Origin of the sequence: Paenibacillus silagei (genome assembly GCF_017874735.1) — a bacterium.
Lineage (GTDB): Bacteria > Bacillota > Bacilli > Paenibacillales > Paenibacillaceae > Paenibacillus_AQ > Paenibacillus_AQ silagei.
Window position 1 is genome coordinate 106066 of the sequence record NZ_JAGGLV010000010.1, and the last position, 12048, is coordinate 118113.

At 45.6% G+C, this 12048-nt stretch carries 9 protein-coding genes and 2 pseudogenes; 8 read left to right on the top strand and 3 right to left on the bottom strand.

All coding sequences use genetic code 11. The features are described from left to right. Positions 1-81: 81 nt before the first annotated feature. The gene (gene sigK, locus J2Z70_RS16380) at positions 82-783 is read left to right on the top strand and encodes an RNA polymerase sporulation sigma factor SigK (protein WP_036691086.1); all 702 of its coding nucleotides are present in this window, start codon (positions 82-84) and stop codon (positions 781-783) included. Positions 784-1243: 460 nt separating this feature from the next. Further along, the gene (locus J2Z70_RS16385; protein WP_209874921.1) at positions 1244-2173 is read left to right on the top strand and encodes an FAD:protein FMN transferase; all 930 of its coding nucleotides are present in this window, start codon (positions 1244-1246) and stop codon (positions 2171-2173) included. Here J2Z70_RS16385 and J2Z70_RS16390 read toward each other — a convergent pair. Beyond that, on the bottom strand, positions 2136-3074 hold the full coding sequence (locus tag J2Z70_RS16390; RefSeq protein ID WP_209874924.1) for a LysR family transcriptional regulator: 939 nt from the start codon (positions 3072-3074) through the stop codon (positions 2136-2138). The genes J2Z70_RS16385 and J2Z70_RS16390 overlap by 38 nt on opposite strands. Positions 3075-3264: 190 nt before the next feature. On the opposite strand from J2Z70_RS16390, the gene J2Z70_RS16395 reads away from it, so the two are divergent. Next, a complete protein-coding gene (locus tag J2Z70_RS16395; protein WP_245368287.1) occupies positions 3265-3891 on the top strand; it encodes an NADPH-dependent FMN reductase in 627 nt (208 codons plus the stop codon). Continuing rightward, positions 3888-6329: a flavocytochrome c gene (locus J2Z70_RS16400; protein WP_209874927.1), complete on the top strand. Its 2442-nt coding sequence runs from the start codon at positions 3888-3890 to the stop codon at positions 6327-6329. Before J2Z70_RS16395 ends, J2Z70_RS16400 begins: the two co-directional genes overlap by 4 nt. Positions 6330-6448: 119 nt before the next feature. Here J2Z70_RS16400 and J2Z70_RS34005 read toward each other — a convergent pair. Next, positions 6449-6646 (bottom strand): annotated as a pseudogene (locus tag J2Z70_RS34005) (transposase); the annotation flags it as partial. A gap of 61 nt (positions 6647-6707) precedes the next feature. Here J2Z70_RS34005 and J2Z70_RS16410 point away from each other — a divergent pair. The 3 genes and pseudogenes from J2Z70_RS16410 to J2Z70_RS16420 all read left to right on the top strand — a co-directional run. Then, positions 6708-6884, top strand: coding sequence for a hypothetical protein (locus J2Z70_RS16410; RefSeq protein ID WP_209874930.1), 177 nt, complete (start codon positions 6708-6710; stop codon positions 6882-6884). After that, a complete protein-coding gene (locus tag J2Z70_RS16415) occupies positions 6877-7482 on the top strand; it encodes an ATPase (RefSeq protein ID WP_209874933.1) in 606 nt (201 codons plus the stop codon). The genes J2Z70_RS16410 and J2Z70_RS16415 overlap by 8 nt, the downstream gene beginning before the upstream one ends. Positions 7483-7527: 45 nt before the next feature. Continuing rightward, a pseudogene (locus tag J2Z70_RS16420) lies at positions 7528-7856 on the top strand (sigma-70 family RNA polymerase sigma factor); the annotation flags it as partial. A gap of 59 nt (positions 7857-7915) precedes the next feature. On the opposite strand, the gene J2Z70_RS16425 reads toward J2Z70_RS16420, so the two are convergent. After that, positions 7916-8764, bottom strand: coding sequence for a helix-turn-helix domain-containing protein (locus tag J2Z70_RS16425; protein WP_209874936.1), 849 nt, complete (start codon positions 8762-8764; stop codon positions 7916-7918). 139 nt (positions 8765-8903) lie between these two features. On the opposite strand from J2Z70_RS16425, the gene J2Z70_RS16430 reads away from it, so the two are divergent. Continuing rightward, positions 8904-11987, top strand: a complete 3084-nt coding sequence (locus J2Z70_RS16430; RefSeq protein ID WP_209874939.1) for a glycoside hydrolase family 2 TIM barrel-domain containing protein — start codon at positions 8904-8906, stop codon at positions 11985-11987. Positions 11988-12048 lie beyond the last annotated feature (61 nt).

Below are 12048 nucleotides of genomic sequence, written 5' to 3' on the forward strand. Positions count from 1 at the left end.
CACATAGAATAAAAGGACCATGAACCCGTAGTTCTCCTTGCTGACCGGTTTCATTGTACATGTGCGGGAGGTGTCGCCAAGTTGCCTGGAATCATAAGCACGATTGCGCTGCTGATCAAAGAACTGACGCTGCTGGTATCTTACGTAAGGAACAACGCTTTTCCCCAGCCTCTATCGGAGCAGGATGAGAGCAAATACTTAGGCATGATGGCCGAGGGAGATGCCAAGGCACGGAACCTGCTGATTGAGCACAACCTGCGGCTGGTTGCCCATATAGTGAAGAAATTCGACAACACCGGCGAAGACATGGAGGACCTCATCTCCATCGGCACCATTGGGCTGATCAAGGCCATCGAGAGCTACCGCCCGAACAAGGGCACGAAGCTGGCTACTTTTGCCGCCCGTTGTATCGAGAATGAAATCCTGATGCACTTACGCTCGCTGAAAAAAACCCGCAAAGACGTATCTCTCCACGATCCGATCGGGACGGATAAAGAGGGTAACGAGATCACCCTGATCGATATCCTTGGCTCCGAGGCGGATGATGTGATCAAGGAAGTGGATCTGAAGATTGAGAAAAGCAAGATCTATCGGAATCTGGATATCCTTGATGACCGGGAGAAGGAAGTCGTGGTCGGCCGCTTCGGCCTGGACACCGGCGGGGAAGAGCGGACGCAGCGGGAGATAGCGAAGGAGCTGGGGATCTCGCGGAGCTATGTGTCGCGGATTGAGAAGAGAGCGCTGATGAAGCTGTATCATGAGTTTTATAAGGTGAAGCGATAGTTTACAAGAAGAAGTTGTTTGCGTCTAAGCATCTAGTGAAAAGTATGACTCCAAATGGGGGATACTTTTCACTAGATGCTTTTCTTTTCAGAATTTTGCGTATGGTAGTACAATCATTGAATGCCGATGGTTGGATTCAGGAATTAAAAATTTAAGAGCACCTATTCATTCGGAGATTAGTAGTTTATGATTACTGAACTGAAGGGGTGTTTTTTAATTTGTTTGCAGAAGTGCCGACTTGCCTGCTGGACGGTAAGCTGTAAAGCAAATAAGGAAATTAATCGGGCGAAAAGAAAATTTCGCTATAAAAGCTACTCTGTCGTAGGCAAGCTAAATCGTACAACGCGCCATTCCTTAAACATGCCAAAAGCCCTTCTTGCCCATTTCGATCGCTTATGCTAAATGTAAGCATTCACGATTCAACTCATCTCCACTATCTCATTAACAAAGGATGCTCACTATGGAAAAGAAAATTATACAGCTCATGGGAACGGTTATTACGATGGTCGTTCATCATCAGAATGCAGCGGCGCTCTTGGCGGATGCGGAGCAGCAGCTGATTGACTACGAGCAGCGCTTCAGTGCGAATAATCCGAACTCGGCGCTCATGCAGATTAATCACCAAGCCGGGAAGAGTCCCGTAATTGTCGATACGGATCTGTTCGAGCTGATTGCAATCGGGAAGAGGGAGAGTCTCGTAGCAGACAGTCTGCTGAACATCGCGATTGGTCCCTTGGTCAAGGCGTGGAAGATTGGGTTTGCAGGGGCGCAGCATCCTCCGGAAGCGGTCATTGCGGAGTGTCGGCAGCTTATCGATCCGCATCATATTCAATTGGATGAGGAACGGAAGACTGTTTTCCTGGAAAAGGAAAGGATGGAGGTTGATCTGGGTGCGCTGGCCAAAGGGTACTTTGCAGATCGAATTGTGGAGGTGTTCAAGCGTCAGGGGGCGAGCGCAGGGTTCATCGATCTAGGTGGGAATGTGCTGACTTTTGGTGAGAACCCGGCGTCTGAAGACGGGTTATGGCGGGTCGGGATTCAGAATCCACAGCTACCGCGAGGGAATTATGCGTTGGTCATGAAATTGAAGAACCAATCCATTGTGACGTCTGGCGTGTATGAGCGGAAGTTGGAGGTTGCGGGACGGAAGTACCATCATATTTTTGACGGACAAACGGGGTACCCGGTACAGAGCGATGTAGCAAGCTTGACGATTGTATCGGAGCAGTCATTGGAGGGAGAGATTGGGTCTACCCGTCTATATGGCAAGCGTGCGGCCGAGATCATTCGTACGCTGAATTCGACCGTTAAGATTGAGGGTATCGTGATCACGGAACATAACGAGCTGGCTGTTACGGATGCTCTGCGTGCGTACATGGCACATCTGTAGTAAAGAGTGCGATCAGATCTTGTTCCACCGAAGATAGAGGTTTGTTTTTGGAATAGGCAATAAAATAATCGAGCGACAACATATTCAGTGATAAGGGCAACAGGCGGTAGCCCTTAGGGGCTTCCGACATGCAGATACTATAGGGGACGAATGCGATACCAACGCCTTTCTTAGCTAACTCCAGCGTGGTGAAAATATTCGTGCTTTCCAATACAACAGTTGGCTTGATCTTAAACTTCTGAAATAGGTGATCAAGCTGCCGGCGAATCGAAGAACCTTTTTTGGTCAGCACAAGGGGACTTTGCAGAAGCAGCTTCAGATTGGCATGGCTCTGCTCTAACGTCTTCGGATTAATGTCATACAACGGAGAGTCCTCTGTCACCACCGCATAATAACCGTGAGGCCCCCATGAGACAACATTCAGATTGGGCGAGAGGGTCTCTGGATTTTGTCCGATAAAAAAATCCAGTTCATGGTTCAACACGCGGATTTCATTGACCTCGGAGTAATCCTCTTGAATCTCGATCTTAATAGACGGGTACTTTTTCATGAAATCGGGCAAAAACAAAGGCAATAAATACGAACCTAAGCTGGACAAGATACCGAGCTTGATCGTCGGGGTGTCTCTTATGGAATAGTGAGCGATTCGTTTGTGGAATTGTTCCTGTGCCATTTCGAGGGACATCAGATACTGATAGTACAGCTTGCCTGCCTCAGTTAGTTGCAAGGGAGAGGTCTGTCGATTCAAAATTTCTGTGCCGATCTCATGCTCGATTCGCTTGATAAGCTGCGTGAGGTAAGGTTGCGAAACATACAGGTCCTTGGCGGCCTTAGTATAGCTTCCGTGCTTGAGAATCGCGTCAAGATAATGAAGGATATTGGAAGAATCAATCGTAGTCATAAGGATCACCTGCTCTCATTAAAGATGGTATAAGAGAACTGTTATAGAACGATAAGAAAATGGATATTTCACAAATGTATTTTTTCATACTAAAATTTATTTGTAAAGGTAAGTGACCAAGTCAAAAGGAATTCGTAGAAAGCTGTTTTATATTGTGTAATTATTCACAAAGTAAGAGAGGAAGAAAATTATGAAACTAATCGGTATGGTCGGAACGAACTCTAATACTTCGACGAATCGCAAGCTGTTGCAATTTATGCGTAAGCATTTTTCCAGCCAGGCGGAGATTGAGATCTGCGAGATTAAGCACCTCCCTGCTTTTGATGAACCGGAAGATCGTCAGGCACCAACTGAAGTACAAGCCTTATGCGAGCAGATTGCGGCAGCGGATGGCGTCATTATCTCGACCCCGGAATACGATCATACCATCCCAGCGGCGCTCAAGAGCGCCATGGAATGGATCTCCTATACAACCCGTCCTTTGATTAACAAACCAGTTCTGATCGTCGGTGCTTCCCACGGTTTGCTTGGTACATCTCGCGCCCAGATGCATCTACGTCAGATTCTGGATGCTCCAGAGCTTAAGGCTCGCGTTCTGCCGAGCTCGGAATTTTTGTTGGGACATTCACTTGCCGCTTTTGACGAGTCAGGTGATCTGGTCTACGCAAATAAGGTTCAGGAGCTGGAGGAGATCTTCGAAGAGTTCCAATTGTTCGTGAAGATTAACCAACAGTTGGTTAAAGATAACCACTTCAAGACAGAGCAAAGCAAAGCATTTAGCTGGGAATCGGCAATCTGGGGAGGCGAACGGGCATGAAATTTGTCGGAATTGTAGGAACCAACGCATCGAAGTCTTATAATCGGAAGCTACTGGAATTTATGAAGTCTCATTTTAGCGAAAAAGTGGACATTGAAATTCTGGAACTGAAGGGTGTCCCGATGTTTAATGAGTCGGACGATCAATCGCAGAGTCCGATTATTCAGAACTTTAACACGAAGATTACGGAAGCGGATGGCGTCATTATCGCTACACCGGAGCATAATCACTCGGTCCCCTCCGCGCTGAAAAGTATTCTGGAATGGCTGTCGTGGAATCTTCACCCGTTCGATGGCAAACCGGTCATGGTTGTCGGTGCGGCGTATGATGTGCAGGGGTCCTCCCGTGCACAACTACATCTGCGTCAGATTCTAGATGCACCCGGTGTCAATGCTAGCGTGATGCCTGGCTCGGAGTTCCTGTTGGGCCGTGCGAATGAAGCCTTTGATGAAGCGGGGAAGATCAAGTCGGATCGGACGGTTGATTTCTTGGAGAGTTGCTTCTATCGCTTTATGCGTTTTGCCAAAATCGCTAATCTGCTGAATGTCCCTGAAGACGTTAGCTTTGAACCGGGAACCTATGAGGTAAAGGCGGTCGGACACAACGGTGATCTGCCGATGATCGTTGAGATGAGTTCGACTCGTATAGAGAAGATCGACATCGATACGGCGGGCGAATCACAGGGGATTGCGGATGTGGTATTTACCCGGATTCCGAGTCAGATCATCGAAGGACAGACGCTGAACGTGGATATTTTGTCCGGCGCATCCGTCACTAGTAATGGGGTCATCGACGGAGTAGCGAAGGCGGTCAAGATGGCAGGCGCCAACCCGGATGTATTAAAAAAACGGCCAAAAGCACAGAGTGCGATCAATCACGGCGACGAAGAGTATACAGCGGACGTTGTGGTCGTTGGTGCGGGTGGTGCGGGACTCGCAGCAGCAGCCAGCGTGCTTCAGCAGGGCAAGAAGGTTATCATCGTCGAGAAGTTCCCAGCCATAGGTGGTAATACGGTACGAACAGGTGGTCCAATGAACGCTGCCGATCCAGAGTGGCAACGTAAATTCGCGGCGATTCCGGGTGAAGGTCATACGATTGAAGAGCTGGCAGCAACCCCTGAAGAACAGGTAGATGCCGAGTATCTGGCGGACTTCCGTATCTTCAAACATCAGGTGGCTGATTATCTCCGCGATACGAAAGAGGGCAAAGAATTCTTGTTCGACTCCGCGATCTTCCACCGGATGCAGACCTATTTCGGCGGCAAACGGAACGACCTTCAGGGGTATTCCATTTACGGGCAATATGATCTGGTTAAGGTATTAACCGATCAGGCGTTAGCCTCCGTTAAATGGTTGGAGGAACTGGGTGTCGAATTTGACTATAACGAAGTGACCATGCCGGTAGGAGCGTTGTGGCGCCGTGGACATAAACCAGTGAAGCATGAAGGCTATGCCTTCGTAGCGGCTTTAGAGCAATTTGTCCGTGCACAGGGTGGTCAGATCCTCACCGATACCCCGGTGAAGCGACTGATTATTGAAGCAGACGGCCGAGTCAGCGGCGTAATGGGTACCGGAGTAGCTGGGCAAACGGTAACGGTTCATGCGCCGGCCGTGGTGCTGGCTTCCGGTGGCTTTGGGGCCAATACGCAGATGCTGAAGCAGTACAATACGTACTGGAGCGAGATCGATGACGACATCAAGACCTCGAATTCTCCGGCGATTACCGGCGATGGTATTCTGCTGGGACAAAGTGCGGGCGCTGAACTGGTCGGCATGGGCTTCTCGCAGATGATGCCAGTGTCCGATCCGCAGACGGGCGCCTTGTTTAGCGGGTTGCAAGTGCCGCCACAGAACTTTGTCATGGTCAATCAGCAGGGCAAACGTTTCGTCAACGAATATGGTAGCCGCGATCAGTTGTCGATAGCAGCAATCAATAACGGAGGCCTGTTCTATCTGATTGCGGATGACAAGATCAAGGAGACGGCCTATAACACAAATCAAGCGAAGATCGATAAGCAGGTGGAGCGAGGCACGCTATTCAGAGCGGACACACTGGAGGACCTGGCCCAGCAAATTCATATCGATCCGACTACGCTAGTGGATACGATCGCGATGTACAACTCTTACGTTGATCAGGGACATGATCCGGAATTTGGTAAAAATGCGTTCGATCTTAAGGTTGCAGTGGCTCCGTTCTATGCGACACCTCGTAAGCCAGCTGTTCACCATACGATGGGCGGACTCAAGATTGATACACAGACGCATGTTCTTCACGAATCTGGCCAGACCATCCCGGGCTTGTACGCAGCCGGTGAGGTGGCAGGCGGTATCCATGCCGGTAACCGTCTGGGTGGTAACTCGCTCACCGACATTTTCACATTCGGTCGAATTGCCGGACGGACAGCTGTTGAGGAGCAGGCTGTTTTGTCGAAGTCATGAAATAAGTCTTTAGATCACATCTCTCTTTAAGCAGTGGAGCTGACTCATAAGTAGACTTACTACGAAGATAACAGCTCATCTTGATTCTAAATGTTGTTAAAAAGGCAGCGATTCTCTTGTTATTGGAGGATCGCTGCCTTGCATTTTTGGTCCGCTGCGGCTTGCTTCAACACATTGTGGGCGAGCGAAAGCTACCCGACCTCAAGGGTCACTTTGGACAGCCCTCGAAGCAGAAAATGCTGGAATCCCCGGTTATTTTTCAGTTGCCCAAACACACTTTCTGGCTCAATCATTCGGCGGACGGCCCTTAGCTGAAATAAGTTGCGCTTTACTGTGGTATACTCGAACTATAAGTGGAAATGAGGTGTTTCTATATTGATGAATATTACACAGGACCTTGCAAAATTGATTCGACTAACAGGTGACCGTGCCAAATTGGATGCTAAGGCAAATGGAACATATATAGTGTATAAGACAAATGAGGGGCAGATTGTTAGAGAATACAGTACGGGCAAAATAGAGGAAATGAATGAACAGGATTTCATCCATGATTGAAACAAAGGCAACAATGTTTGTATTTGCAGGTAATAATGGAAGCGGAAAGAGCACAATACGCAACTTGATTGTGGACCGGCTTGGAGTCAGTGTGAATATTGATCCAGATGCACTAGCCCGGAAGATCAATAATAGTCAACCTGAAAGAAGCAAAGTATCTGCGGGAAAAGAAGCTATAAGAATAGCCAGGGAATGCATCCGTAATAAGTGGGACTTCACCGTGGAAACTACTTTAGCCGGTGGTAACGTTATAAGGCAGATGAAGGACGCTAAGGAGCAGGGCTTTAAAATCATTATGTTTTATGTGGGACTAGGTGATGTCCGGCTAAATATTGAACGTGTTGCTTTGCGCGTGAAAAACGGTGGTCATCATATTGAAACCGAGGATATTATTAGGCGTAATATGACGAGTATGAATAATCTGTTATCCCACTTAGATCTAATTGATCAATTAATTGTTGTTGATAATAGTAAGGCTGATGGAGAGTTTATTCTTGAAGCAGATAATAGCGGGATAAAATATTATTTAAATGAACTGCCTGAATGGGCACAATTAATCGATAAACAATTACAGATTAAATACAAAACGTTAAAATAACCAATTCAATCGGAAACGATCTTGATTGGTTTATTTTTTTGACATCGCATCGTGTCCACAACCTCAAGAAACTCGGGCAACACCGGTGAAGACATGGAAGACCTGATCTCCATCGGCACCATCGGATTGATTAAGGCCATCGAGAGCTACCACCCGAACAAGGGCACGAAGCTGGCTACTATCGTAACCTCGATATCTTGGACGAGAGGGAGAAAGAGGTCGTCGTCGGCCGCTTCGGCCTGGACACCGGCGGCGAGGAGCGGACGCAGCGGGAGATTGCGAAGGAGCTGGGGATTTCGCGGAGTTATGTGTCGCGGATAGAGAAGAGGGCGCTGATGAAGCTGTATCATGAGTTTTATAAGGTGAAGCGGTAAACTCTTAATCAATTTATAAAGCAACTTGTCTGCGGATGAGTTGCTTTTGTTTTTCAAACTTAATTTTGAACAGGTTTTGTTTTACGGATATATCGTCCTGGAGATACCCCTTCTGATTTCGTAAATTGTTTGGTGAATGAATATATATCCCCGTAACCAAGACTAACGGCTACGTGTTTGATGGGCAGTCCGGATAGCAGCATCATTTTGGCCTGTCTCATTAAATGTTCAGTGTGGTATCGCTTAGGGGAAATCCCGGTAGTCTCTTTAAAAAATTTCCGGAAGTTCTCGTAGCCCATATTCACGGCAGATGCCACTTCCTGAATATCAAAGTGAATATCATTGGAGACACTAATCAGCTCGCAGGCTTTTGTTATTTTACTATCATTTTCATTGCTATGAGCATTATGAATGCTACTGTGTAATCTGATAATCAAATCCTGAGATTTCATTAGCAGGGAGGGAAGACTTTCATCTGTTGCACTTTTCAAGGCTTTCAGCAAGGAAACAAAATCAAAGAAAAAATCATTCGTATGCAGTGCCGATTGGACTTCCTTATCGGAATTAATAATTCCAAGTGTCTTTAAGTATGAATAGACAGGATACCCGACACTGATATAAAATTCGATCCAATTCCCATCTGGTTCAATTGCAGTAGAGTGCAAACGTTCAGGTAGACGTTGAACAAGATCACCTGCTTGCATAGGAGTAACGGTACCATCCGCAGAAATAAATGTTCCACTGCCTTGCAATACTACAAAACAGCTGTAATATCCTATCTTAAAATCATATTGAGAACGCTCTGCTGATCTTTTCCGCATAAAGCCGCAAGATAAAATACCCTGATTAAAGTCTTTGCCGATACAGCGGTAGATTACATCATTTTCATTAATGTCTTCAACAATCATGTATTCGCACTCCTACCAAAATGGATAAATGAAATACCATACTCAACATTTAATACAAGGGATTTTCCTTATATTATAGGGGTATCTACATTGAAAGATCAACCAATTAGAACAATGGATGGGAGTGTTATTTAAGCCGATGAAGCTAAGCAGAGATTGGGAAAATCAATATGTTACTCAAAAAAACCGTTATCCCATGCATGAGCCCTACGGAGTATACGAAACCGTTGAACAGGCTTTAAGCGGAGACCGGAGAAAGTCTAAATACGTAAAAAGCCTGAATGGAATGTGGAAGTTTAAAATGTTCGGATCTCCCGATGAAGTAACGGATGAATTCTATAGTCCTGAATATGATGTGTCCCATTGGGATCATATTCCGGTTCCTTCCAATTGGGAGCTTTCGGGGTATGGAAAACCTGTATACACCAATATGTTGTATCCCTTTGTTCAAAAAGGGGAGGGTTCAAGTCACGAAATTCAACTCAGGAATAATGAATACATTTTGAATCCGCCTCATGTGCCAGAGAGTAACCTTACCGGTTGTTACGTTAGAACGTTTGAAGTTGACGAACATTTTAACGAAAGGGATATATTTATTGATTTTGGAGGTGTAGAATCGTGTTTTTATCTGTGGTTAAACGGCAAAATGGTTGGTTATTCTCAGGATAGTAAGCTTAACGCTTCTTTTGATATCACGGATTACATTCGAAAGGGACAAAACCTTATAGCTGTTCAGGTGATGCGGTTTGGAGCCGGGACTTATCTGGAGGATCAGGATTACTGGCATCTCTCGGGGATCTACCGGGATGTTCTCATTTATGCAAAACCACGTATGCGCATTCATGATTATAAGATCGAAACCCTCTTTTCAGGGAATTACAACAATGCCGAATTAAAAGTGACGGTTGCACCTAATAATCAAGTGAATGGTTATGGTGAAGCTCATGTGCGGTTGTCCCTGTATGATAGCGAACAGAAATTGGTTACTGAGTTTGAAACGCCAAAGTTTGCGGATTGTGATTTCTACCTGCGAGAAAAATATGTAGCAAAGGTTTCGAAAACCGTTTCAAATCCTCAGTTGTGGAGCGACGAGAGCCCTTATCTCTATAAATTGGTGTTAGAAATGATTGATTTGTCCGGAAATGTAGTTGATATTGAGAGCGCGAATGTCGGCTTCCGTGAAGTGAATATCGATCGAAAAGGGGTCCTGAGAATTAATGGGAAGCGTCTCATTATACGGGGAACCAATCTTCACGCCTTTTGTCCTGAATCAGGACGAGCCGTAACAACAGAATATATGCGCGAGCAAATCAAGGTCATGAAATCGCTGAATATCAATGCGGTAAGAACAAGTCACTATCCGCACGCAATCGAATGGTATGACTTGTGTGATGAACTGGGAATTTACCTGGTGGATGAAGCCAATATTGAAACACACGGTCTTGGCGGCCAGTTAAGCGCATCCCCCGAATGGACAAATGCGTATATGGAACGGGCTACACGGATGGTTCTGAGAGATAAAAATCATCCATCCATTATTCTCTGGTCTCTGGGTAATGAATCCGGTTATGGAGCGAATCATGCTGCGATGTACGGCTGGATTAAGGAGTATGACAAAACAAGGTACGTTCAGTATGAGTCTCTGAATCCTCCGGCAAACATCTCCGATATTATGGCGCCTATGTATCCTCAGAAAGATTGGATCCTGGATGTCATGGCTGAAAGCGAGGATTTGCGTCCTTTTATTATGTGTGAATATGCGTATGCGAAAAGTAACAGTAACGGAAACTTTAAGGAATTTTGGGATCTCATTCATAAATTCCCGCGGTTTCAAGGAGGATTTATTTGGGATTTTCAGGATAAAGCGCTGGTTAAGCAGGATAAAGACGGAAATAAAAAGTATGTCTATGGCGGGGCATTCCAGGAAGAGGTTACTGATCCTGCACCTGATATGTGCCTGAATGGTATAGTTTTCCCAGATCTCACTCTCAAGCCGGCTGCGAATGAAATCAAAAATGTACAAGCTCCTATCCAAATGGATTACATGCCCGGGAATGATGGCTATCGAATTTATAATCATTACACGCATCGGGATTTAAGCCATTTGAATATGGCTTGGGAGCTGGTTTGCGATGGCAATGTGATTGAGAGCGGTAGTTTGCCTAAATATCACACAGCACCCGGTTCCGTTGATAAGCTTCAAGCGCCATACGATTCGTCTAAAGTCTCCGGGGAAGCTTTTCTTAATTTCTATGCTTATTTGGACGAGGACACCTTTTATTCTAAGAAGGGAACCTGTATTTATGCCTGCCAGATAGAGATTAAGGATTCTGTGAATAAAGTGCATACCGGAGAGATAGAAAAGGATAGCTTGAAGTATGATGAAACGACAAATGAAATTCATATCTATAATGAAAATACAACGGTTCTATTCTCGAAAGAAACCGCAGAGTTCATCTCTGTAAAATACAATCACAAGAATTATTTCACGGGAGGAACCAATAACTTCTATCGCCCTCCAACAGGAATTGATGCAGGTATTCATCTTGAATCGTCCAATTATGCAGATGAATGGAACGCTCTCGGGCTCCATTCCAATGAGAAAGAAATCAAGAATATTCGGGTATTTGCAGCACCTGCTGCTGTTATCATTCAAGTTCATTGTATCTATCATGGATGCATTGAAACCAAAACCAATTATACCGTCGGCGGCAAAGGTATAGAAATCACGAATACAGTTGTGAACAATGCCAAGGTCGACACCCTCCCGAGAATTGGGCTAAGCTTCAAGTTCTCTGATGCTTGGAGTAAGTTGAAATGGTATGGCCGCGGGCCATGGGAGAACTACGCGGATCGTAAATCTGCCGCATTCGTTGGAGTCTATGAGAGCACTGTAGAACAGCAGCACGTACCCTATATCTTACCGGTAGAATGCGGTGGTAAGGAGGATGTTCGGTATTTATATTTGTCATCCAAAGAACAAGCAGTAAAAGTAACGGCAGCGGGACATTTCCATTTCGATATTCATGGGCACAGTATTGAGCAATATGACAACGCCGCCTATGAAGACGAGCTGGGAAATTCAGATTCTGTTTATCTTCATATTGATCACAAACATGCAGGTCTTGGCGGAGATACCGGCTGGACCAAAAATATTCACGATCCCTATCAAATTAAGAAAGGTATCTATGTTTATACGGTAACTATAGAAATCATTTCTTAAGAAAAACGCATCAGCTGAGGATAATAGCCTGTAGAGATGAGAGAATAACGTCTCATTCCTA

What these genes read in the sequence shown, in the direction of transcription:
- J2Z70_RS16385 (WP_209874921.1), top strand. Translation starts at nt 1,244, where the DNA reads ATGGAAAAGAAAATTATACAGCTCATGGGAACGGTTATTACGATGGTC.
- J2Z70_RS16390 (WP_209874924.1), bottom strand. Translation starts at nt 3,074, where the DNA reads ATGACTACGATTGATTCTTCCAATATCCTTCATTATCTTGACGCGATT.
- J2Z70_RS16395 (WP_245368287.1), top strand. Translation starts at nt 3,265, where the DNA reads ATGAAACTAATCGGTATGGTCGGAACGAACTCTAATACTTCGACGAAT.
- J2Z70_RS16400 (WP_209874927.1), top strand. Translation starts at nt 3,888, where the DNA reads ATGAAATTTGTCGGAATTGTAGGAACCAACGCATCGAAGTCTTATAAT.
- J2Z70_RS16410 (WP_209874930.1), top strand. Translation starts at nt 6,708, where the DNA reads ATGAATATTACACAGGACCTTGCAAAATTGATTCGACTAACAGGTGAC.
- J2Z70_RS16415 (WP_209874933.1), top strand. Translation starts at nt 6,877, where the DNA reads ATGATTGAAACAAAGGCAACAATGTTTGTATTTGCAGGTAATAATGGA.
- J2Z70_RS16425 (WP_209874936.1), bottom strand. Translation starts at nt 8,764, where the DNA reads ATGATTGTTGAAGACATTAATGAAAATGATGTAATCTACCGCTGTATC.
- J2Z70_RS16430 (WP_209874939.1), top strand. Translation starts at nt 8,904, where the DNA reads ATGAAGCTAAGCAGAGATTGGGAAAATCAATATGTTACTCAAAAAAAC.